This is a genomic window from Geodermatophilus marinus (assembly GCF_003428645.1).
Classification (GTDB): domain Bacteria; phylum Actinomycetota; class Actinomycetes; order Mycobacteriales; family Geodermatophilaceae; genus Geodermatophilus.
The window spans coordinates 137541-158344 of the sequence record NZ_QVQH01000010.1; the positions used below are offsets into that span (position 1 = coordinate 137541).

A 20804-nucleotide genomic window follows, 5' to 3' on the forward strand; every position below is an offset into this window, starting at 1 on the left:
TCCGCGGCGCCCGCTGCCGCGAGCCGGGTCGCGGAGTTCGGGCGGGATGTCACGAGCGCAGCTCCAGGGCGGTCTGGCCGATGCGGATCGGCTGGCCGGGGCTCACCAGGAGCGGGCCCTGGACCCGCTGCTGGTCGAGGTAGGTGCCGTTGGTCGAGCCGAGGTCCTCGACGTACCACTGGCCGCTGCGGTTGGTCAGCCGGGCGTGCCGGGAGCTGGCGAAGTCGTCGGTGAGCACGAGCGTGGAGTCGTCCGCGCGGCCGATGAGGATCGGCTGCTCCCCGAGGGTGATCTTGGTGCCGGTCAGCGGGCCGGCCGTCACGACCAGCGTCTTCGGCCCGCGGTTGCGGCGGCGGCCCGGGGCGGCGGCCGCACGGGGCGGGACCGAGGAGACCCGGCCGGCCCGCCCGCCGAAGAGGTCGGCGCGGACCACCCGGAACGCGGCGAAGATGAACAACCACAACAGCAGCAGGAAGCCGAAGCGGAAGATCTGCAGGACGATCTCGGCGGTCACCGGCGTCCTCCGCCCCGCCTCACGCGCCGTCCTGGCGGTAGACGAGCACGGAGTGGCCGATCCGGATCACGTCGCCGTCGGAGAGCGCCTGGCGGGTGATGCGCCGCCCGTTGACGAGGGTGCCGTTGGTGGAGCCGAGGTCCTCGGCCACCGCCGTCCCCGCGTCGAGGACGACGTCGACGTGCTTGCGGCTGACCCCGGTGTCGGGGAGCCGGATGTCGGCGTCCGTGCCGCGGCCGATGACGTTGCGGCCGGTGGTCAGCTCGTGGCGGGTGCCCGGCCCGTCGACGACGAGCACGTGGGTGAGACCCGGCTTCGAGCCGGCCCGCCCGACGACCGAGGGCGACTGGCGACCGGTGTCGGTGGCCACCCGGCCGCGCAGCGGCGGCAGCGGGGGGACGACGCCGCTGCCGGGACCCTCCGGCGCCGGCTCGTCGGGGCGCGCCGGGGGCCGCGCCGGGTCGGCGACGTGCGAGCTGACCTCGAAGACGCCGGTGGGCAGCTCCTCGTCCCGCTCCAGGCGCACCTGGACGCGGTCGAAGACCTGCCAGCCCTCGTCCTCGATGTGCTCGGTGACCATGTCGGCGAGCTGGACGGCGAGCTGCTCGGACCACTCGGCGAGGTGGTCGTAGTCGGTGGGGCCGAGCCGCACGTCGTAGACGTTGGGGGCCAGCACCCGGCCCTCGCCCAGCACCGAGCGCTGCTCCTCCGCCTCGCGGGTCAGCGCCTTGGCGATCTCCGCCGGGTGGACCTTGCCCTTGAAGAGCCGGGCGAAGGCCAGCCCGACCATCCCCTCCAGCCGCCGCTCGAAGCGCTGCAGCACACCCACAGTCGCTCCCTCGCGCTCGCCGGTCGTCCGTTCTGCCACCCGTGATCGTAGCCGGGGATGGGGCTCCGGACCGGCCGGTGGCCCCGGACGCACCGTGCGCCCCAGGCGTTCCCGGGGGCCGGCGCGGGAGGGCCGGTGGGGGCTGCTAACCTCGTCCCTGCGCCTCGGGCAAGTGGCGGAATGGCAGACGCGCACGGTTCAGGTCCGTGTGTCCGGAAGGACGTGGGGGTTCAACTCCCCCCTTGCCCACCAGACGAGACGGCCCCCGGGGATCCCCCGGGGGCCGTTCGCGTCGGCGGGGTCCGGGACGGTCGGCATCGCCCGTCGGCTGCCGGCCGTGGAGGCCGACAGGGGGAGGGTGCAACCGGTCGCCCACCGACCGGACCGGCCCCGGGGCGGTCCGCACCGGAGCGCCGGCAACCGGTCGTGACGTGGTCCGGCGCGGGAACACCCTGTGCTGTCAACAAGCCGATGCCATTCCGTCGGTCAGTCGAGGAATGGTAGCAGTGCATTTCTTGTCGACATGGTGATGTCGTCCCCGAATCGTTGCGCGGAGCAATTCCGACACGCACGTGCCTTTCCGGCTGATCGGCTCTCGAAGCCCCTAACGTCCTGCCGCACCCGGAGATCGGGGCCGCGCAGCCGCGGCCACGGTGCCGGCACCCCGCACACGTCGTCCGCGCCAGCGGACCACCGTAGGAGCTCCCGATGTCCAGCAACGACACCGTCCACACCGGCGACCGGCCGAGCACGCCGACCTCCTCGCGGGCCTGGTGGGGCGACCGTGGCGTGAGCACCAAGACCCTGACCGCCGTGGGAACGGCCGCCGCCGTCGCGGTGGGGATCGGGGTCATGGGCATCACTGCTCTGGGTACCTCGGCCGACACGAGCCAGGAGCTGTACGAGAGCAACATCGCCGGCCTCGAGGCGGCAGCGGACATGAAGGAGGCGCTGCTGCAGTTCCGCATCGACTCGCGCAACGCACTCCTCACGCCGGAGGAAGCGGACAGCGCGCAGATCCTCGAGGTCACGCTCCCGGGCCTGGCCGAGGATTTCCGGGCCGCCGCCGACGCGTATGCCGATTCGTCCCCGACCGCGGAGAAGCAGGCCCTGGTCGACGAGGCCGCCACCGCGTTCGCCCGGTACGTGCAGGCGTCGGAGACCCGGCTGGGTCCGCTCGCCGTGGCGCTGGACCACCAGGGGTGGTGGGCGGCCAACCAGACGGAGGTGGCGCCGCTGGCCGTCCAGGTCGACGACAACCTCGCGCAGGTCCGCGAGATGGAGCACGCGGACGCCTCGGCGGCCGCGGCCGCCGCGCAGGACCAGTACAGCTCCCAGCGCACGCTCGCCGTCGTCGTCCTGCTCGCCGGCCTGGCGCTGGCCACCGTGATCGGGCTCGCCGTGGCCCGCGGGGTCGCCGGAAGCGTCCGGCGGGTGCAGCGGGTGGCCGAGGCCCTCGCGGCCGGTGACCTCACGCAGAGCAGCGGCCTGCAGACCCGCGACGAGCTCGGGCAGATGGGCCGGGCCCTCGACACCGCCGTCGCCACCATGCGCGACGTCCTCTCCCGCGTCGCATCCTCGGCGGACGCCGTCGCCGCCTCCTCCGAGGAGCTGAGCGCCAGCTCTGCGCAGATCTCGGCCTCGGCCGAGGAGACCAGCGCGCAGTCCGGTGTCGTGGCCGGTGCCGCGGAGGAGGTCAGCCGCAACGTGCAGACCGTGGCCGCCGGGGCCGAGCAGATGGGCGCGTCCATCCGGGAGATCGCCACCAACGCCGCCGAGGCCTCCGACGTCGCGGCCCGCGCCGTCACCGCGGCCGAGACCACCACCGCCACGGTCGCGAAGCTGGGCGAGAGCTCGGCGGAGATCGGCAACGTCGTCAAGGTCATCACGAGCATCGCCGAGCAGACGAACCTGCTGGCCCTCAACGCCACCATCGAGGCCGCCCGCGCCGGGGAGGCCGGCAAGGGCTTCGCCGTGGTCGCCAACGAGGTCAAGGAGCTGGCCCAGGAGACGGCGAAGGCCACCGAGGACATCGCCCGGCGGGTGCAGGCGATCCAGGGCGACACCGGGGCGGCGGTGGCCGCCATCGGGGAGATCAGCCACGTCGTCGCGCAGATCGCCGACCGGCAGACGACGATCGCCTCCGCGGTGGAGGAGCAGACCGCGACGACCAACGAGATGTCCCGGTCGGTCCAGGAGGCCGCTGAGGGGTCGAGCCAGATCGCGGACAACATCACCGGGGTCTCGACCGCGGCCGACTCCACCACCCAGGCCCTGACCCAGACACGCGTGGCCGTCGACGAGCTGTCCCGGATGGCCGCCGGGCTGCGCGCCTCGGTCGCCCGCTTCACCTACTGAGCACAGCGCTCCCCGTCGCCCACCCGCGGGGCGGGGGCCCGGCAGCCGGCCGGCTGCCGGGCCCCGCCGTCCGTGCCCCGGGCGGCTCCCCGGCCCGGGTCACCGGGGGCGGATGTCGTGCCGCCGGCCGCGCGGCGCCCGGCGCGGCGGCGGCGGGGCGTGGAGCGCCAGGCGGACCACCCGCTGGCGGTGCGGGCGGTGGGGCTCCAGCAGCTCGAGCATGCGGGCGTCGTCGGCGCGCTCCTCGCGGGCCAGCGTCCAGGCCACCCGGGCGGGCAGGCCGGCGTCGCCGGGGGGCACCGCGTCGGCGTCCCCCCAGGTGCAGGTGGCCAGGGAGGCCGTCGTCCACGGCCCGATGCCGCGGACCCCGCCCAGCACCGCGAGGACCGTGGCCGGGTCGGCGTCGTCCTGGGCGTGCAGCCGCAGGCAGGCCCGGGCCGCCCCGATCAGCGCCTCCCCGCGGCGCCGCTCGATGCCCCACCGGTGCAGGCCGGCGGGGTCCAGCCGGGCCACGCGGTCCGGCGTCGGCGGCGCGGTCACCGACGGCAGGCCGGGTACCGGTGCGCCGAGCCCGGTCACCAGCCGCCGCCACTGCGCCGCGGCGTCCTGGCGGGTCACCCGCTGCTGCACCACGAGCCAGGCGACGTCGTGCCAGACGGTGCCCGTGCGCGGGATCCGCTCCCGCCGGTGCCGGCGCCAGAGGTCGCGCAGCGGCGGGTCGGCCGGGTCGAAGCCGGTGACGTCGTCCTCGAGGCCGAGCAGCCCCGGCGCCCCGTCGAGCAGCCGGTCCGCGCCGGGGCCGTGGGCACGGACCCGGGCCTCGGCAGCGCCGTCCCGCCAGGCGACCTCGACGGCGGCGGTGCCCTCGGGGGTCACGGTCGCCCGCTCGAACCGCCCGGGCACGCACCGCAGGGTCGGGTCGCCGGCCAGCCAGGCGAGGCCGGCGAGCGTGGCGCCGAGGTCGACGTCGCCGACCGGCACCGCCACCTCCGCCGTCACCCGCACCGCCTCCCGGTGCGAGCGTAGGCGGGCGAGCGGTCAGGCCGTGCCCGCGCGCTCCTGCACGAAGGCGGCGGAGTCGTAGTAGGTGCGGACGCCGGACAGCTGGTCCTCGTCGCCCTCGATCACCGTCACGCCGCGGTAGGTGAACGGCTTGCCCGAGCGCAGCGTCCCGGTCGAGGTCCACTCGAGGGCGGCGCTGCTCTCCCCGACGACGCTGTGCGTGAACGTCGTCTCGATGTCGCCGAACACGTCCCGGTAGTCCTGCCAGAACCGCCGGGCGCCGTCCTGGCCGCGGGTCTCGTGGTGCTCGTCGAGCTTGACCAGCTGGGTGTCGTCCCCGGCCAGGTCGACGAGCGGCTGGGGGTCGCGCTCGGCGTCGAGGTGGTGCAGGGCGTCGGTGAAGCGCTCGGTGAGGGTGTGCATGCGGGGGGTCTACCCGCCGGAAGGGCGGGGCACCCGCGCCGGCGGCGGCGCGGTCAGGGCAGCTGCCGCCGCTGCTCGTCGTCCTCGCCGCGGCGGGTGAGGGTCTGGGCCAGCAGGACGGCGCCCCACGGCCCGATCACCCAGATCGGCCAGGGGTAGAGCAGCTCCCCGGTGGCCAGGCAGGTGGTCAGCCAGACCCCGAGCACGACGACCGCGACGTAGGCCCAGTTCCGCCAGGCCGCCGCGCGGCTCGGGCCGCCGCTCCAGCCGCCGTGCAGGTGGGCGGTGTGCGAACCGGACCGGGACGCGGTGGCTGCCGGGGCTGCTGCGACCGGCGCCGCGGCGGAGGTCGCCGGGAGGTCGGCGGTCAGCTCGGCCAGCTCCCCGTAGGTGCGGGCGGTGTAGGCGGCGGCGAGCCGCTCGTCGTACTCGACGACCGTGAGCCGGCCGGCGGACAGGTGCTCGCCCAGCTGGGCGGCGACCGCGGCCCGGTCGGCGTCGGCGGCGCGCAGGTGCGGCTCGGGCATCGCGGGGGACCCTCCTCGGGATCGGCTGCCCCCAGTCTGGTCGGCCGCACCGGGCCGGGACCACTGACGGACGTCACGACTGTCCCGTGTCCCCGGTCAGGTGCGCCGGGTGCGGGTCACGCCGCGGCCCGGCCGCCACGAGGAGACGACCAGCGCCGTCCGCCCCTCGTCGAGGGCGGTGAGGACGACCTGGTCGAGGTCGACGCGGAACAGGTCGAACCCGCCGGGGCCGGGCAGCCCCGCCTGCTCCGCGTACCGGGCGCGCTCGTCCGCCGTCGCCTCGGTCGCCCGCCCCGAGAGCTTGGCGTCCGCGGTGAAGGCGTCCGGCTCGTCGCTGCCGCTGTGCAGGGCGAAACGGGGGTCGCGGCGCAGGTCGGCGAACTTGACCGACCCGGGCATGCCGGCCAGCCACGGCTCGCCGCCGACGAACGCCATCTCGATGCCGCTGACGCGCGGCCCGCCGTCGGCCCGCAGCGTGGCCAGCACCTTGTGGGCGTGGGCGTCGAAGCACGCGCGGACGCGGCGGGCGAGGTCGGGGTCGTCGCGGTCCAGGTCGGCGAAGGCAGCCATGCCGGGATGGTCGCGCGCACGGCGGTCTCCGCCCAGGGGTCGGCCCGCGGCCGGGCACTCGGCCCGCGGCCGGGCACTCGGCCCGCGGCCGGGCCTCAGCCCGCGGCGGGGGCGGCCTCCTTCGCGAGGTGCCGGCCGATGACCATCCGCTGGATCTGGTTGGTGCCCTCGAAGATCTGCATGACCTTCGCCTCGCGCATGAAGCGCTCGGCCGGGTGGTCGCGGGTGTAGCCGGCGCCGCCGAGGACCTGGACGGCGTCGGTGGTGACCTTCATCGCGGCGTCGGTGGCCACCAGCTTGGCGATGCTGGCCTGGCGGGCGTAGGGCTTGCCGGCGTCCCTGCGGCGGGCGGCGACGAGGTAGGTCGCACGGGCGGACTCGACCGCGGCGGCCATGTCGGCGAGCAGGAAGGCGACGCCCTGGTGGTCGACGATGCGCTTGCCGAACGCCTCCCGCTCCAGCGCGTAGGCGACGGCGACGTCCAGGGCCGACTGGGCCAGGCCCACCGCGACGGCGCTGACGCCGAGCCGGCCGGAGTCGAGCGCGGCCAGCGCGATGCCCAGCCCGCGACCCCGCTCGCCGACCAGCCGGTCGGCCGGCACGGGGACGTCGTCGAGCCGGACGGCGGCCGTCGTGGAGGCGGTCAGCCCCATCTTCTCCTCCGGCTTCGCGGGGCTGAACCCGGGCAGGTCCGGGGTCAGGTGGAAGCAGGAGATCGCCCGCGGGCCGTCGTCCGGCGTGCGGAGGAAGGTGGAGTAGAAGTCGGCGTGGCCGCCGTGGGTGACCCAGGCCTTCTCGCCGGTGGCCACCCAGCTCCCGTCGCCGGCGTCCTTCGCGCTGGCGCGCATCGCCGCCGCGTCGGACCCGGCGTGCGCCTCGGACAGGCAGTAGGCGCCGAGCAGGTCGCCGCCGACCATGGCCGGTAGCAGCTCGCGGCGCTGGGCCTCGGTGCCGGCGGTGTCGACGGGGAAGCAGGCCAGGGTGTGCACGCTGACCCCGAGCGCGACGCTCGCCCAGCGCGCCGCCAGCTCCTCGACCACCTGCAGGTAGACCGCGTAGGGCTGGCCGCCGCCGCCGACGTCCTCGCCGAAGGGCAGGCCCAGCAGCCCGGCCTCGCCGAGCAGCCGGAAGACCTCCCGCGGGAAGCGCTCCTCGCGCTCGTGCTGCGCGGCCCTCGGCGCCAGCTCCGCGTCGGCGATCTCGCGGGTCAGCGCCAGGAGGTCGGCGGCCTCCTGGGTGGGCAGTTCACGGTCGACCGGCACGGCGTCCCCTCCCTCGCGAACAGTACTGACGACGGTACCGCAGTACTGTGTGGCGTCCTGGGCCACGTCGTCCCCGCCGGAGGTGCCCGATGACGACCACCACCGCCGCCGACGGCCGGCTCACCCGCCGGCAGGCCGAGCTGCTCGACCAGCTCGAGGCGCTGTTCCTTGCCGAGGGCTTCGCCCGGTTCACCCTCGACGACCTCGCCGTCCGGCTGCGCTGCTCGAAGAGCACGCTCTACGCGCTGGCCGACAGCAAGGAGCAGTTGGCCGTCCGCGTGGTGCGGCACTTCTTCCGCAAGGCGACCGAGGCGGTGGAGGCGGGGACGGCGACCGAGGAGGACCCGGCGCTGCGGGTGACGGCCTACCTCAGCGCGGTGGCGCGGGCCCTGGCCCCGGCCGGGCCGCGGTTCCGCAGCGACCTCGACGCCTTCCCGCCCGGCCGGTCGGTCTACGAGCGCAACACGGCGCTGGCCGCCGACCGGGTGCGCGAGCTGATCGCCGAGGGGGTGGCCCGGGGCCGGTTCCGGGAGGTGCACCCGGCGCTGGTCGCCGACACGGTGACCACGCTGATGCTCCGGATCGGCCGAGGTGACACCGCGCAGGCCACCGGCCTGGACGACGCCACCGCCTACCGGGAGCTGGCCGCCCTCCTGCTGCACGGGATCAGCCTGTGACCGGCACCCGATCCACCGTGACGCTCACCGCCGCCCCCTGGGACGACCCGGACGTCCGCCGGCTGACGGCGGCGCAGCAGGCCGAGCTGCGAGCCCGGTACGACGGCGCCGGCGAGCCCGGGACGCCGCCGACCGCCGACGACGTCAGCGTGGTCCTGCTCGCCCGGGACGCCGACGGGGAGGCGGTGGCGTGCGGCGCCCTGCGGGCCCTGAGGGACGGCGTGGCCGAGGTCAAGCGCATGTACGTGGTGCCGCCCGCCCGCGGCCGCGGGTTGTCCCGGCTGGTGCTGGCCGGTCTGGAGGCGGCGGCCCGGGCGCGTGGCTGGTGGACCCTGCGCCTGGAGACCGGACCGCAGCAGCCGGAGGCGATCGCCCTCTACGAGGGAGCCGGCTACCGGCCCATCCCGGCCTTCGGCGCGTACGCCGGTTCCCTGGACGCCGCCGACTCCCTCTTCTACGAGCGGGTCCTCGGCGCCGGCTGACGGGGCCGCGGGCGGTTCGGCCAGGTGGCCTGCGCGGTCCCTGCGCTCGCACGCCGCGCACAGCACCCGGCGGCGGGCCCTGCAGCCGGGCACGCCGGGTGCCCGGCGCACGGGTGGGTGCGCCGGGTCGGCGGGTCTGCGGTTCTGGCCCCGGCTCTGCTCGGGGTCCGGCCGTTCTGCTTCAGGCTGCGGCCAGGGGTGGGGCGAGGATGTGGATCTCGGTGCCGTCGGGGCGCCAGGTGCGCCAACGCCCGTCGGGTCGCCGTTCGACCCGGAAGCCGTGGTGGACCTTCGTGTGGTGCCGCTCGCACAACAGGGCGCTGTTGGCCAGCGAGGTCTCCCCGCCGAGGGGCCACTCCAGCAGGTGGTGCACGTCACACCAGTGGGTCGGGGCACCGCAGCCGGTGAACACGCAGCCCCGGTCCCGGCGCTCCACCGCCCGGCGCAGGTGCGGGGGCACCACCCGGTGGGTGCGCCCGACGTCCAGGGGTGTGCCGTCGGGGCCCAGCACGATGCGGGTGACCGCCCCGTCGCAGGCCAGCCAGCGGGCCCGGGCGGCGGAGATCGTGGCGCCGAAGCCCAGCTCCGCGGCGCCGGGGCCGGCCGTGGGGTCGATGAGGTCTTCAGCCTTGATCACCACGGCCACGTGCGGCTTGACCGTGCGCAGCACCGGCAGGGTGCCGGCGGCGAGCTGGAGATCGCACAGCTGGACGAGGGCGTCGGCCTGCGCCTGGGGCCGGGTGCGCTCGTCGCCGGCGCACCGCCCGGCCTGCAGGAGGCTCTCCAGGGCGGCCTGCAGCCTCTCCCCGCCGGCGGCGTCCAGCTCCAGCCGGCCGGTGAGCGTGCCGTCGGCGTGCCGGACGAGGGAGAGCCGGCGGCCCTCGGTGGGGTCGGGTTCGGGCCCGTCGGGGTCCAGGCCGGTGAGGTAGTGCCGCACGACCTGCACGAGGTCGGCGTGCGGGCGCTCGGCGGCGACGCCGGTGAGCAGCCGGTCGACCTCCGCGAGGTCGACGCCGGCGGCCGCGGCGGCGGCCAGGTTCTTGTCGGCGGCCACCGGCGCCACCGTCGCGACGGCCTCGGCCGACACCGCCCCGGCGGCGTGCGCTTCGGCCAGGGCGGGGAGCGCCTCCAGGGCCCGGCCGGCGCGGACCAGCCCGGCCGCGGCCAGGGTCGACATGCGCCCGTGCCCGCGCAGCCAGGAGGCCATGGTCTTGAGTCCGTCGAACTCCGCCGCGCCGGCCAGCTCGCAGGCGCGCACGGTGCGGGCCACCTCGGCGGCGATCCGGTGCTGGGCGACCAGCAGCCCACCCAGCCGGTCGAGCAGTTCCGGGCCGAACGCCGAGGCCAGCTCGGCCCCGGCCAGCCCGTCGATCGCCGCGCACAGGTCCTCCACCGTCACCGCACCTCCCTGCCCCGTTCATCGAATGCGTGTACGAATGCTATCGCCAGACGGGGCTCGTCGCACCATGAATCCCCAGTTCAGCGGGCTGTCCACAGACGGAGGTGAGAGGTTGACAGGGCCGTGGGCCCGGGTCCCTGACGGGCCGGGTCCGGACGGGCCCGGGCCTGGCAGGCAGGTGATGTGCAGCCGCGGTGCACGCCGCCGCGACGGGCGGCGCCGCGGCCGCACACCGATCGGCGGGACGGCAGTCGAGATCGGCCGGGCCCGGCGGGTCGCGGGCGCCGGCCAGCAGGTCGGGGGGAGGGGGCCGGCTGCAGAAGCGCGGGCCGCGGACGTCGGCGGCGTGTGGTGGGGTGAGGCCATGAGCGACCCCACCGCGCCCTGGCCCGCCACCGAGCCCACCGAGGTGGTGGTGAGCGCCGGCGACACCCGGCTGGTGGTCGACCTGCGCGGCGGGACCCTGCGCGCGCTGATCGCCGGCGACCGGGAGGTCCTCGACGGGTACCCGGCCGGCGCGCTCCCCTCCGGCCGGCGCGGCGGGGTGCTGCTGCCCTGGCCCAACCGGGTGCGCGACGGCCGGTGGACCTGGCGCGGCGAGGAGCACCGGCTGGAGGTCTCCTCGGCGGAGAAGCCGGTCGCCATCCACGGCCTGGTCTCCTGGCAGCCGTGGTCGGTGCTGGCGCAGGCCGACGGGGCGGTCACCGTCGGCACCGTCGTCGAGCCGCGCCCCGGCTACCCGTTCCGGCTGGCCGCGGCCTTCGACCACCGGCTCGAGGCCGGGCGGCTCACCGTCACCGCGCGGGTCCGCAACGCCGGTGACGCCGCGGCGCCGTTCGGGCTGGGCCTGCACCCCTACCTCGGGGTCGGGGCGACCGAGGACGGCGGCATCGCCGACGCCGAGCTCTCCCTGCCCGCCCGCACCGAGCTGGTGGTGGACGCCGCCGGCCTGCCCACCGGTGAGCGGCGGCCCTTCGACGGCGCGGTGGGCCGCCTCGGCGAGCGCTCCTTCGACACCCCGCTCACCGACCTCGAGCGGGACGGCGACGGCTGGGCGCGGGTGCGGCTGCGCGGGCCGGCCGGCTGGACCGAGCTGGCCGTGGACCCGGCGTGGGGCTGGCTGCAGGTCTACACCGGTGACACGCTGTCGCCGGGTGAGCGGCGGCGCAGCGTGGCCGTCGAGCCCATGACCTGCCCGCCGAACGCGCTGGCCGACGGCGCCGACCTCGTCGTCCTCGAGCCGGGCGCCGACTGGTCGGGCACGTGGAGCCTGGCCTGGGGGGACTGACGATGGGCGCCACCCGGATGCGGGTCGCCGAGCTGTGGCGGTACCCGGTGAAGTCGCTGCAGGGCGAGCGGCTCGACGTGGCCGAGGTCGGCCCGGAGGGGTTGGCCGGTGACCGGCAGTGGGCCCTCTTCGACCGCGGGACCGGCCTCGGGCTGACCGCCCGGCGGGTGCCCGCGCTGCTGTTCGGCTCGGCCCGCCTGCGGCCGGACGGCGAGCTGCAGGTGGTGCTGCCCGACGGCTCGGCCACCACCGAGGACGACGTGCTCTCGGACTGGCTCGGCCGGTCGGTGGCGCTGCGCCGGGCGGACGGGTCGGCGCCCTCCTACGAGGTGCCCGACGACGAGGAGCAGCGGTGGGAGGCCTTCGAGGGGGCCGCGGGCGCCTTCCACGACAGCGCCGCCGCCCGGGTCACGCTCCTGTCCACCGGCACCACCGGCGCGTGGGACAGGCGCCGGTTCCGGGCCAACGTCGTCCTCGAGGGTGCGGGGGAGGACTCGCTGGTCGGCAGCCGCGTGCGGCTGGGCGGGGCGGTGCTGGACGTCGGCCTCGCCGTGCCCCGCTGCGTGATGGTGACCCGCCCGCAGCCCGGTGGCATCGACCGGGACACCTCGGTCCTCAAGACCATCCACCGCGAGCGCGGCGGGACCCTCGCCGTGGGCGCGCTCGTCGCCCGGCCGGGCACCGTCCGGGTCGGCGACGAGCCGGTGACCGGGGGCTGAGCCGGGTGCGGACCGTCGAGCTGCGTCCGGGGGACGACTCCATCCGGCTCGGGCAGCTGCTCAAGCTCGTCGACGCGGTGCCGACCGGGGCGCAGGTCAAGGACGTGCTGCTCACCGGCGGCATCCGGGTCAACGGCGAGCCCGAGGACCGGCGGGGCCGGCAGCTGCGTCGCGGCGACGTCGTCAGCGTCCCCGGCGCCGGGGACGTGCGCATCGCGTGAGCACCGACCAGCATCGCGTGAGCGCCGACCAGCATCGCGTGAGCGCCGACCAGCATCGCGTGAGCGCCGACCAGCATCGCGTGAGCGCCGACCAGCATCGCGTGAGCGCCGACCAGCATCGCGTGAGCGCCGTTCCACGTGGAACCGGGGCCGGCGTCGCCGGGCGCACGGCCCGCCTCGGGAGGGAGGACGTCGCATGACCCGCGTGCCGTACCTGTCCAGCCGGCTGCAGGGCTTCGGGACGACGGTGTTCGCCGAGATGAGCGCCCTGGCCGTGGCCACGGGCTCGATCAACCTCGGCCAGGGCTTCCCCGACTACCCGGGCCCGCCGGAGGTGCTCGACGCCGCCCGCGCCGCCATCGGGACCGCGCACGACCAGTACCCGCCCGGCCCCGGCACCCCGGAGCTGCGCGAGGCGGTGGCCGCGCACGTGCAGCGCTTCGGCGGGCACGCCTACGACCCCCTCACCGAGGTGCTCGTCACCGCCGGCGCCACGGAGGCCCTCACCGGTGCGCTGCTGGCGCTGCTCGAGCACGGCGACGAGGTCGTGCTCTTCGAGCCGATGTACGACTGCTACGCCGCGGGCGTCGCGATGGCCGGCGGGGTGGCGCGCCCGGTGCCGTTGCGCCCGCCGCCGTCGGGCGCCGGGCCGTGGACCTTCGACCCGGCCGAGCTGCGCGCCGCGGTCACCCCGCGCACCCGGGTGCTGCTGGTCAACACCCCCCACAACCCCACCGGCAAGGTCTTCAGCCGCGCCGAGCTGGCGACCCTCGCCGCGGTGGCCATGGAGCACGAGCTGCTCGTGCTCACCGACGAGGTGTACGAGCACCTGGTGTTCTCGGGGGCCCGGCACACCTCGCTCGCGACGCTGCCCGGCATGCGCGAGCGCACGCTGGTGATCAGCAGCGCCGGCAAGACCTTCAACGTGACCGGCTGGAAGGTCGGGTGGGTCTGCGGCCCGGCCGAGCTGGTGGCCGCCGTCCGCACGGCCAAGCAGTTCCTCACCTACGTCAACGCCGGCCCGTTCCAGCCCGCGGTCACCGCGGGGCTGGGCCTGCCCGACGAGTACTTCGCCGGTGCCGCCCGCGACCTCGAGTACCGCCGCGACGTGCTGGTCGAGGGGCTCACCGCGGCCGGGCTGCCGGTGGTCAGCCCGGAGGCCACCTACTTCGCGACCGTGGACGTCCGGCCGGTGCAGCCCGACGGGGACGGGCTGGCCTTCTGCCGCACGCTGCCGGAGCGGGCCGGGGTGGTCGCCGTCCCCACCGTCGTCTTCTACGACCCCGCGCACGCGCACCTGGGCCGGCACCTGGTGCGGTTCGCGTTCTGCAAGAGCGACGCCGTGCTCGGCGAGGCCGTCGAGCGACTCGGCAGGATGGCCGTATGAGGATCGCCGCGGTGCAGCACGACATCGTCTGGGAGGACCGCGCGGCCAACTTCGCGCGGCTGGCCCCGCAGGTGGCCCGGGCGGTGGGCGCGGGGGCGGAGCTGGTGCTGCTGAGCGAGACCTTCTCGACCGGCTTCTCCATGACCCCGGGGATCGGCGAGCCGGAGGGCGGGCCGTCGTCGGCCTTCCTCTGCGAGCAGGCCGCCCTGCACGGCGTGTGGGTGGCCGGCAGCTGCCCGGAGGTGGCGCCGGGCCCCGGCGGTGCGGCCGGGGCGGACGCGGCGCTGCCGTTCAACTCGCTGGTGCTGGCCGGCCCCGACGGCACGGTGCACCGCTACCGCAAGCTGCACCCGTTCACCCACGGCGGGGAGCACGAGCGCTTCCGCGCCGGGGAGGAGCCGGCGACGGTGCGGATCGGCGGGCTGCGGGTCACCCCCCTCATCTGCTACGACCTGCGCTTCGCGAACGTCTTCTGGGACGCCGCGCCGCACACCGACGTCTACCTCGTCCCCGCCAACTGGCCGGCCGCCCGCCGGGTGCACTGGCGCACGCTGCTGCGGGCCCGGGCCATCGAGAACCAGGCCTACGTGGTCGGCTGCAACCGGGTCGGCACCGCGGGCGACGGGACGGAGCACGCCGGTGACAGCGTGGTCGTCAGCCCGATGGGGGAGCTGCTGGCCACCGCGGCCGGCGGGGAGACCCTCGTCGTGGCCGACGTGGACCCTGCCGAGGTCGCCGCGACCCGGGAGCGCTTCGCCTTCCTCCCCGACCGGCGGTCCGCCGCCGCGCAGCAGGGGGCCGGTCAGTAGGAGAACGTGACGGCGTGGTCCTCCCCGATCCACTGCCACATCGGCACGGTGCCGCCGAGCTCGGCGCCCGGGATGAGGTCGCCCTTGTCCAGGCCCTTGGCGTCGAAGCAGATCGGGCACACCAGGTAGCGCCCGCCCGCGGCGGCGTAGCGCTGCAGCAGGGACGGCAGCGAGGGGCAGCCCTCGCAGGCGGTGCCCACGGCCACCCCCTCGAGGGCCAGCCGCACGGCCTCCTTGGTGAGGAACACCAGCGTCCGGCGACCCGTCTCGGCCGCGCCGACCGCGACGAGGAAGGCGACGGTGACGCGCTCGGCGTCCTCGAGCCCGGTGGTGAGGCTGATGACGGCCTTGTCGGCCATAACGTCCTCCGGCAGCGTGGGAGTCGGCCCCCGTGCTGCCGCCGGACCCTAGCCCGCCGGGCCCCCGCGCGGGAGCCGCGGCGGTGCGCCGGGTCGGTGCGGTCGGTCAGCTGCCCGGACGCCGGTCCTCGTCGACGACGACCTGCTCGCGCACCACCTGGTCGGTGACCTGCTCCTGCCCGCGGACCACCTCGGTGCGCAGCCGGACCCGCTCGACGGGCACCACCTCGACGGTCACCACCGGCTTCTCGGCGTGCAGCACGATCTCGCCCGGCAGGTCGGCGCCCGCGCCGCCACCGGCCCTCGCGCCGGCGCCGCCACGCGCCTCCGTGCCGGCCGGCACGAGCGTCTCCCCGGGACCCGGGTCGGGGGAGTCGTCCGACACCTCCTCGAGCCGGATCTCCTCCCGCCGCACCGGGACGGTGAGGTGGACCTCCTCGGTCACCACGTACTTGACCAGCCGCACCCGCCGGTCGGCGACGCGCTCGGTGTGCACGTCGAGCCGTTCCTCGCTGCGGGTCATCGCGCCGTCGGTCGGGGTCGCTGCTCCGCCGGTCGGGGTCGTCACTGCGCTTGTCGGGGTCGTCGCGCCGTCGGTCGCCCGCGGCCCGGTGCCCGCGGCGGCGGCCGTGGGGCCGGCGGCGGCGACCGCTGCCCCCGGTACCGGGGCGGGGACCGTCGGGGGCACGCCACCGGCCGGGGCGCCGGCCGCGGCCGCGGTCCGGTCGGGGACGTCGTCCCCGGCGCCCGCCGGGGCCATCCCCGTCCCCGTCGGCGTCCACCCGCCGCCGGTGGTCTCCGCACCCGCCGGTTCCAGGCCGTAGTGGCGGCGCAGCACCGTCTCCGCCTCCGGGTCGAGGTGCTCGTCGGGGACGTGCGGGGCGGTGCGCACGGCCTCCTTCGTCACCGGCAGCCGCAACCCGCCCCCGTCCAGGACGGCGTCGGTGGCCGGGACGACCGAGTGCCGGGTGCCGAACAGCCCGGTGGAGACCGCGACCCAGGTCGGCGCTCCGGTCCGGTCGTCGGTGAAGAAGTGCTCCACCGTGCCGATGCGGTCGCCGTCCGGGCCGTACGCCGTCGCCCCGATCGCCGCGGACAGCTCGCGTTCGCTGAGCATCGTCGCCCTCCCTCCCGGAGCGCGGGCGGCGCTCCTCGGACCCGACGTGCCCACCCGGGGCAGAGGTCGAACATCGCCTGCGGCGCACGCCGCCGACCTGCTGGGCCGCAGGTCGGTGGCCTACCGTTCTCTCCGTGAGCACCAGCCACGTGGAGGTCGAGCGCAAGTTCGAGGCCGAGGAGTCCTTCGAGCTCCCCGACCTCGCGGACCTGGACGGGGTGGCCGCGGTCGGGGAGCCCGAGGAGCAGGAGCTCGAGGCCACCTACCACGACACCCCGGACCTGCGGCTGCTGCGCTCGCGGGTCACGCTGCGCAGGCGCACCGGCGGCTCCGACGCCGGCTGGCACGTGAAGCTGCCCGCCGCGGCCGGCGCCCGGCGGGAGCTGCACCAGCCGCTCGGCCGGGCCGCGAGGACCGCGCCGAAGGCCGTCGTGGCGCCGTTGCTGGGCCTGCTGGGCACGGCGACGACCGCACCGGTCGCCACGCTGTCCACGCGCCGGGTGGTCCGGCGGCTGCAGGCGGAGGACGGCCGGGTGCTGGCCGAGGTCGCCGACGACACCGTCCGGGGCACCGCCCTCGCCGCCGAGCCGGGGGAGCCGGCCACCGTGACGACGTGGCGGGAGATCGAGGTCGAGCTCGTCGACGGCGACGAGGCGCTGCTGCAGGCGGTCGGCGACCGGCTGGTCGCGGCCGGCGCCGAGGTGTCGGCCTCGCCGTCCAAGGTGGCCCGCGTGCTCGGCCCCGCCCGCGCCGCCGAGGACGTCCCGGCGGTGCCGGCGGACGGCGGCACCGGCGGCACCGGCGGGAAGGCCACCAAGAAGGCGGCGAAGAAGGCGGCCCGGGAGGCGGCGGACGCCGGCCGGCAGGTGACGGCCGGGGACGTCGTCCTCGCCGCGGTGGCCGGTCAGCTGGCGGCCCTGCGCGAGGCGGACATCGCCGTCCGCACCGGCGGCCCCGAGGGCGTGCACGACCTGCGGGTGGCCTGCCGCCGGCTGCGCAGCATCTTCGCCGCCTACCGCACCGTGCTGGCCCGCGAGGTGACCGACCCGCTGCGCGACGAGCTGCAGTGGGTCGGGTCCGAGCTGTCCGGCGCCCGGGACGGCGAGGTCGCGCTCGAGCACCTGCGGGCGCTGGTCGCCGAGCAGCCGCCCGAGCTGGTCCGCGGCCCGGTCGCCGCCCGCCTCGAGCAGACCGAGAACCGAGACCACGAGGCCGGCGAGCGGCGGGCCCTGCGCGCCCTCACCGACCGCCGCTACCTGCGGCTGCTCGACGAGCTGGACGCCCTGCTGGCCCACCCCCTCCACGGCGAGCGCGCCGGGGAGGCGGCCCCCGTGGTGCTCGCCGACGCGGTCAAGCGCAGCGGCAAGCGGTTGCGGCGCGCCGTGCACGCCGCCGAGGACACCACCGGCGAGGAGCGGCACCACGCGCTGCACGAGGCGCGCAAGGCCGCCAAGCGGGTGCGCTACACGGCCGAGGTCGCCGTCCCCGTGCTGGGCGCCGCTGCCGAGGGGTTGGTCGCCTGCGCCAAGGAGGTCCAGGACGTGCTGGGCGACGCCCAGGACACCGTGGTGACCCGGGAGTACGCGCTGCGGGTGGGCCGGGAGGCCGCCGCCGCCGGCGAGGACGCCTGGACCTACGGCCGGCTGCACGCGCTGGAGGAGGCCCGCGCCGACGCGCGCGAGGCGCACTTCTGGGACCTGTGGCCCGCCCTGCGGTCGGCGGTCAAGGCGGCCGCCAAGGCCTGAGCGCCCCCACCGCCCGAGCACCGCCACGGCCCGAGCACCGCCACGGCCCGAGCACCGTCCGCCCGACCGGGGAGCACCGCTGTCCCTCATCGCCCTGCTGGGCTTCGTCACCGTCGTCCTGCTCGCGCTCGTCCTGCTGCACGGCTACCTGTGGTGGCGGCTGGTCCGCAGCACCACCCGACCCGGCCGGGCCCGCCGCTGGGGGACCGCCGCGGTGGTCCTCCTGGCCCTGCTGCCCGCCGCGGCGGTGGTCGTCGGCCGTGACGCGGTCACCCCGGCGGCCACCGCGCTGGACTGGATCGGCTTCACCTGGCTCGGCCTGGCCTTCTACACGGCCCTGACCCTGCTCGTCCTCGAACCGGTGCGGCTGGTGCTGCGGCGCTGGGCGCGGGGGGAGGTGCGCGAGCCGGCGCCGGACCGGGGGACGGCACCGGGAAGCGGTCCGGTCCGGGAGGACCGCGGTGTCGCGGACCGCGGTGTCGCGGACCCCTCCCGGCGGCTGCTGCTCGCCCGCGGCCTGGCGGTCACCGCCGGGGCCGTGGCCCTGGGCACCGCCGGCACCGGCATGGTGCTGGCCAACTCGGCGCCCGTCGTCCGCCGGGTGCCGGTGACGCTGGCCGGGCTCGACCCGGCGCTGTCCGGGTTGCGCGTGGTGACCTTCTCCGACGCGCACCTGTCGACGACCTTCCGCGGCCGCCGCTTCGAGCGACTCGTGGAGACGGTCAACGCCCAGCGGCCCGACGTGGTCGCCGTCGTCGGCGACCTGGTCGACGGGGAGCTCGCCGAGCTGCGCGAGGAGGTCGCCCCGCTGGCCGACCTGGTGAGCGAGCACGGCGTGTTCTTCGTGACCGGCAACCACGAGTACTTCGTCGACACCGCCGCCTGGCTGGCCCACCTGCCCACCCTGGGCGTGCGGGTGCTGCGCAACGAGCGGGTGCCCATCGGCCGCGGCGGGGCGACGCTCGACCTGGCCGGCATCGACGACCGGACGGCGGCCGGCTCGGGGGTCGCCGGCCACGGTGCCGACCTCGACGCCGCGCTCGACGGCCGCGACGACGCCGTCCCGGTGGTGCTGCTCGCGCACCAGCCGGTCCAGGTGCAGCAGGCGCGGGCGGCCGGGGTGGGCCTGCAGCTGTCCGGGCACACGCACGGCGGGCAGCTGTGGCCCTTCGACTACGCGATCCGGCTCGACCAGCCGGCGGTGGAGGGGCTGCACCGGTTCGGCGACACCCAGCTCTACGTCACCTCCGGCGCCGGGTTCTGGGGCCCGCCGATGCGGGTGGGCGCCCGGCCGGAGGTCACCGTCGTGGAGCTGCGCGCGCCCTGACCGGGCCCCCGGGGCTCACAGCTCCCGCAGCGCCCTGCGCCCCCCGGGGCTCACAGCTCCCGCAGCGCCCTGCGCCCCGGGCTCACAGCTCCCGCAGCGCCCTGAGCACCTCCTCGATGAGGTCCTCCAGGGGGACGTCACCGTCGGACTCGGCCCACCGCAGCAGGATCTGGGTGTACGCCGAGAACATCGCCGCCGTGACGACGGCCGCCGTCGCGTCGCGCTCGGCGCCGAGCGCGGCCAGCACGATGTCGACCGTCCGCCGCTCGAACTCCGCCGCCCGGCTGCGCAGCCCGGGGGTGCGGATCACGATGCGCCACCGGTCCAGCAGCTCCTCCCGGTCGCGGCCCTGGACGGCGCCGAGCCAGCCGCGGATCCCCCGGCGGAGCCGCTCGCCGAGGGGGAGGCCGGGCGGCTGCAGCGCCATGACGGCCTCGACGTCGCTCGTCTCCGGGAGCGGCAGGACGATGTTCTCCTTGCTCGAGAAGTGGTCGTAGAAGGTCGGCACGGTCACCCGGGCGGCGGCGGCGATGGCGGCCACGGTGACCGCCTCGAAGCCGTGCTCGGCGAACAGCCCCATGGCGACCTCGTAGATGCGCCGGTGGGTCCGCTCCCAGCGCGGGGTGCGGGGCTCCCGCGGCTCGCTCACGAGGAGCCATCCTCACCCGGGAGCACAGGCTTCCGGACGCCGGGGTTCCGTGGTCCCGGTCACACCACGCACCGCCACCGGGTGGACACGGCGGGACCACTACCCACCGGAGAGACGTCTCATACGACCAGACGTCTAGGCGTCCAGTACCTTTGCCGTCGTGACGAGCACCGTGTCGGGACCGAAGTACCTCGCGGTCCGGGAGCACCTGCGCCGCCGGGTCTCCGCGCTGCCCGAGCACACGCTGCTGCCGCCCGAGCCGGTGCTGTGCGCCGAGTACGGGGTCAGCCGGATCACCCTGCGCCGCGCCGTCGACGGCCTCGTCGCCGACGGCCACCTGGTACGCGAGCAGGGGCGGGGTACCTACGTCACCCGGCCGGCCATCCGGCACGAGTACCGCGAGAGCTTCGTCCACCGGATCGCCGGGTTCAGCTCGGTCATGACCGAGCAGGGCGCCCAGGTGGGCACCACGGTGCTCACCCAGCGGGTGGTCTCCGTCCCGCCCTCGGTCGCCGGCGAGCTGGGCCTGGAACCGGCGGCGGACGTCGTGCAGCTCGTGCGGCTGCGCAGCCTCGACGGCCTGCCCAACCACGTGGCCCACAGCTTCATGGCCGCCGACGTCTACCCCCGCGCGGCGGAGGAGGACTTCAGCGAGGGCTCGCTCTACGACTTCCTGCGCCGGGAGTACGACGCCGACCTGGCGCACGCCCGCATCGTCGTGGACGTCGGCACCGCGGCGCCCGACGAGGCCGAGGTGCTGGGCGTGGTGGCCGGCTCCCCGCTGCTGGTGGTGCGGACGACGGTGCGTGACAGCGCCGGCCGGCCGCAGGTGCACAGCTTCTCCCGCCTGCGACCGGACGTCAGCCAGGTGGAGTTCGAGGTGTCGGTCCCCGGGCGCTGAGCTTGTCGTTTAACCCCGTGGGTCCTCGAATGACAGGACCGTGATCCGGGGGCTGGCATGAGGGCGGCCACCGGGTGATCCTTTGGAGTTGCGAGCTGCAAACGATCACCGGTGCGAGCTGCAAACGATCACCGGTGGCCGTGATGGACAGTGTTCACCCGCAAGGCGGCGTTGGCGAGGTCTCGGCCGCGGAGGCCGCCGATCGACTGCGGGAATTCCGCGCCGGGTTCTACCGATGC

23 protein-coding genes and 1 tRNA gene are annotated in these 20804 nt (G+C 76.3%); 13 read left to right on the top strand and 11 right to left on the bottom strand.

All coding sequences use genetic code 11. The annotated features are described in order from the left end of the window. Positions 1–49: 49 nt before the first annotated feature. Both D0Z06_RS13330 and D0Z06_RS13335 read right to left on the bottom strand, forming a co-directional pair. Positions 50–514, bottom strand: coding sequence for an FHA domain-containing protein FhaB/FipA (locus D0Z06_RS13330; RefSeq protein WP_117377914.1), 465 nt, complete (start codon positions 512–514; stop codon positions 50–52). Positions 515–533: 19 nt separating this feature from the next. Further along, positions 534–1343, bottom strand: coding sequence for an FhaA domain-containing protein (locus D0Z06_RS13335; RefSeq protein ID WP_117377915.1), 810 nt, complete (start codon positions 1341–1343; stop codon positions 534–536). Between the two features lie 166 nt (positions 1344–1509). Between D0Z06_RS13335 and D0Z06_RS13340 the strand changes: the two genes are divergently transcribed. Then, positions 1510–1595 (top strand) — tRNA-Leu (locus D0Z06_RS13340). Positions 1596–2051: 456 nt separating this feature from the next. Further along, positions 2052–3701 carry a methyl-accepting chemotaxis protein gene (locus tag D0Z06_RS13345; RefSeq protein WP_117377916.1) on the top strand — a complete coding sequence of 550 codons (1650 nt, stop codon included), beginning with the start codon at positions 2052–2054 and terminating at the stop codon, positions 3699–3701. Between the two features lie 99 nt (positions 3702–3800). On the opposite strand, the gene D0Z06_RS13350 is transcribed toward D0Z06_RS13345, so the two are convergent. The 5 genes from D0Z06_RS13350 to D0Z06_RS13370 form a co-directional block, all read right to left on the bottom strand. Beyond that, the gene (locus tag D0Z06_RS13350) at positions 3801–4706 is read right to left on the bottom strand and encodes a DNA-3-methyladenine glycosylase family protein (RefSeq protein WP_117377917.1); all 906 of its coding nucleotides are present in this window, start codon (positions 4704–4706) and stop codon (positions 3801–3803) included. 33 nt (positions 4707–4739) lie between these two features. Further along, positions 4740–5126: a nuclear transport factor 2 family protein gene (locus D0Z06_RS13355; RefSeq protein WP_117377918.1), complete on the bottom strand. Its 387-nt coding sequence runs from the start codon at positions 5124–5126 to the stop codon at positions 4740–4742. Positions 5127–5179: 53 nt separating this feature from the next. Beyond that, complete coding sequence (locus D0Z06_RS13360; RefSeq protein ID WP_117377919.1) at positions 5180–5653, bottom strand: DUF1707 SHOCT-like domain-containing protein; 474 nt, start codon at positions 5651–5653, stop codon at positions 5180–5182. A gap of 96 nt (positions 5654–5749) precedes the next feature. Next, the gene (locus D0Z06_RS13365; protein WP_117377920.1) at positions 5750–6223 is read right to left on the bottom strand and encodes a pyridoxamine 5'-phosphate oxidase family protein; all 474 of its coding nucleotides are present in this window, start codon (positions 6221–6223) and stop codon (positions 5750–5752) included. Positions 6224–6318: 95 nt separating this feature from the next. After that, on the bottom strand, positions 6319–7485 hold the full coding sequence (locus tag D0Z06_RS13370) for an acyl-CoA dehydrogenase family protein (RefSeq protein WP_117377921.1): 1167 nt from the start codon (positions 7483–7485) through the stop codon (positions 6319–6321). 89 nt (positions 7486–7574) lie between these two features. On the opposite strand from D0Z06_RS13370, the gene D0Z06_RS13375 reads away from it, so the two are divergent. Further along, positions 7575–8162, top strand: coding sequence for a TetR/AcrR family transcriptional regulator (locus D0Z06_RS13375; RefSeq protein WP_117377922.1), 588 nt, complete (start codon positions 7575–7577; stop codon positions 8160–8162). Further along, on the top strand, positions 8159–8644 hold the full coding sequence (locus D0Z06_RS13380) for a GNAT family N-acetyltransferase (protein ID WP_233517660.1): 486 nt from the start codon (positions 8159–8161) through the stop codon (positions 8642–8644). The genes D0Z06_RS13375 and D0Z06_RS13380 overlap by 4 nt, the downstream gene beginning before the upstream one ends. A 181-nt stretch (positions 8645–8825) precedes the next feature. Here D0Z06_RS13380 and D0Z06_RS13385 read toward each other — a convergent pair whose 3' ends face one another. Beyond that, positions 8826–10043: an HNH endonuclease signature motif containing protein gene (locus tag D0Z06_RS13385; protein ID WP_370453337.1), complete on the bottom strand. Its 1218-nt coding sequence runs from the start codon at positions 10041–10043 to the stop codon at positions 8826–8828. Between the two features lie 364 nt (positions 10044–10407). Between D0Z06_RS13385 and D0Z06_RS13390 the strand changes: the two genes are divergently transcribed. The 6 genes from D0Z06_RS13390 to D0Z06_RS13415 are packed head-to-tail and all read left to right on the top strand — an operon-like array spanning position 10408 to position 14467. Beyond that, entirely contained in the window at positions 10408–11331 is a 924-nt protein-coding gene (locus tag D0Z06_RS13390; RefSeq protein ID WP_117377924.1) for an aldose 1-epimerase family protein, read from the top strand. Between the two features lie 2 nt (positions 11332–11333). Next, positions 11334–12050 (top strand): MOSC domain-containing protein, encoded by a 717-nt coding sequence (locus D0Z06_RS13395; RefSeq protein WP_233517661.1) that lies wholly within the window; start codon positions 11334–11336, stop codon positions 12048–12050. A gap of 5 nt (positions 12051–12055) precedes the next feature. Then, a complete protein-coding gene (locus D0Z06_RS13400; RefSeq protein ID WP_199522300.1) occupies positions 12056–12271 on the top strand; it encodes an RNA-binding S4 domain-containing protein in 216 nt (71 codons plus the stop codon). Continuing rightward, a complete protein-coding gene (locus tag D0Z06_RS13405) occupies positions 12268–12471 on the top strand; it encodes a hypothetical protein (RefSeq protein WP_117377925.1) in 204 nt (67 codons plus the stop codon). The genes D0Z06_RS13400 and D0Z06_RS13405 overlap by 4 nt, the downstream gene beginning before the upstream one ends. Next, complete coding sequence (locus D0Z06_RS13410; RefSeq protein ID WP_117377926.1) at positions 12468–13658, top strand: pyridoxal phosphate-dependent aminotransferase; 1191 nt, start codon at positions 12468–12470, stop codon at positions 13656–13658. Before D0Z06_RS13405 ends, D0Z06_RS13410 begins: the two co-directional genes overlap by 4 nt. Then, entirely contained in the window at positions 13655–14467 is an 813-nt protein-coding gene (locus D0Z06_RS13415) for a nitrilase-related carbon-nitrogen hydrolase (RefSeq protein ID WP_117377927.1), read from the top strand. Before D0Z06_RS13410 ends, D0Z06_RS13415 begins: the two co-directional genes overlap by 4 nt. Here D0Z06_RS13415 and D0Z06_RS13420 read toward each other — a convergent pair. After that, positions 14461–14826, bottom strand: coding sequence for a DsrE family protein (locus D0Z06_RS13420; protein ID WP_117377928.1), 366 nt, complete (start codon positions 14824–14826; stop codon positions 14461–14463). The two genes, D0Z06_RS13415 and D0Z06_RS13420, sit on opposite strands and share 7 nt — an antisense overlap. 106 nt (positions 14827–14932) lie before the next feature. Continuing rightward, positions 14933–15943 carry a PRC and DUF2382 domain-containing protein gene (locus tag D0Z06_RS13425; RefSeq protein ID WP_117377929.1) on the bottom strand — a complete coding sequence of 337 codons (1011 nt, stop codon included), beginning with the start codon at positions 15941–15943 and terminating at the stop codon, positions 14933–14935. A gap of 134 nt (positions 15944–16077) precedes the next feature. Between D0Z06_RS13425 and D0Z06_RS13430 the strand changes: the two genes are divergently transcribed. Together D0Z06_RS13430 and D0Z06_RS13435 are read left to right on the top strand one after the other, a co-directional pair. Continuing rightward, on the top strand, positions 16078–17688 hold the full coding sequence (locus D0Z06_RS13430; RefSeq protein ID WP_117377930.1) for a CYTH and CHAD domain-containing protein: 1611 nt from the start codon (positions 16078–16080) through the stop codon (positions 17686–17688). A 214-nt stretch (positions 17689–17902) separates the two neighbouring features. Beyond that, entirely contained in the window at positions 17903–19015 is a 1113-nt protein-coding gene (locus D0Z06_RS13435; RefSeq protein WP_233517662.1) for a metallophosphoesterase, read from the top strand. A gap of 82 nt (positions 19016–19097) precedes the next feature. Here D0Z06_RS13435 and D0Z06_RS13440 read toward each other — a convergent pair whose 3' ends face one another. After that, complete coding sequence (locus D0Z06_RS13440) at positions 19098–19664, bottom strand: TetR/AcrR family transcriptional regulator (RefSeq protein ID WP_117377932.1); 567 nt, start codon at positions 19662–19664, stop codon at positions 19098–19100. Between the two features lie 160 nt (positions 19665–19824). Here D0Z06_RS13440 and D0Z06_RS13445 point away from each other — a divergent pair, with 160 nt between their 5' ends. Continuing rightward, positions 19825–20565, top strand: a complete 741-nt coding sequence (locus D0Z06_RS13445; protein WP_233517663.1) for a GntR family transcriptional regulator — start codon at positions 19825–19827, stop codon at positions 20563–20565. The last annotated feature ends 239 nt before the right edge of the window (positions 20566–20804 follow it).

Excerpts from the sequence above, each read along its gene's own strand:
- D0Z06_RS13410 (WP_117377926.1), top strand. The coding sequence starts at position 12,468 with ATGACCCGCGTGCCGTACCTGTCCAGCCGGCTGCAGGGCTTCGGGACG.
- D0Z06_RS13345 (WP_117377916.1), top strand. The coding sequence starts at position 2,052 with ATGTCCAGCAACGACACCGTCCACACCGGCGACCGGCCGAGCACGCCG.
- D0Z06_RS13395 (WP_233517661.1), top strand. The coding sequence starts at position 11,334 with ATGGGCGCCACCCGGATGCGGGTCGCCGAGCTGTGGCGGTACCCGGTG.
- D0Z06_RS13360 (WP_117377919.1), bottom strand. The coding sequence starts at position 5,653 with ATGCCCGAGCCGCACCTGCGCGCCGCCGACGCCGACCGGGCCGCGGTC.
- D0Z06_RS13415 (WP_117377927.1), top strand. The coding sequence starts at position 13,655 with ATGAGGATCGCCGCGGTGCAGCACGACATCGTCTGGGAGGACCGCGCG.
- D0Z06_RS13365 (WP_117377920.1), bottom strand. The coding sequence starts at position 6,223 with ATGGCTGCCTTCGCCGACCTGGACCGCGACGACCCCGACCTCGCCCGC.
- D0Z06_RS13420 (WP_117377928.1), bottom strand. The coding sequence starts at position 14,826 with ATGGCCGACAAGGCCGTCATCAGCCTCACCACCGGGCTCGAGGACGCC.
- D0Z06_RS13375 (WP_117377922.1), top strand. The coding sequence starts at position 7,575 with ATGACGACCACCACCGCCGCCGACGGCCGGCTCACCCGCCGGCAGGCC.
- D0Z06_RS13390 (WP_117377924.1), top strand. The coding sequence starts at position 10,408 with ATGAGCGACCCCACCGCGCCCTGGCCCGCCACCGAGCCCACCGAGGTG.
- D0Z06_RS13425 (WP_117377929.1), bottom strand. The coding sequence starts at position 15,943 with ATGCTCAGCGAACGCGAGCTGTCCGCGGCGATCGGGGCGACGGCGTAC.
- D0Z06_RS13355 (WP_117377918.1), bottom strand. The coding sequence starts at position 5,126 with ATGCACACCCTCACCGAGCGCTTCACCGACGCCCTGCACCACCTCGAC.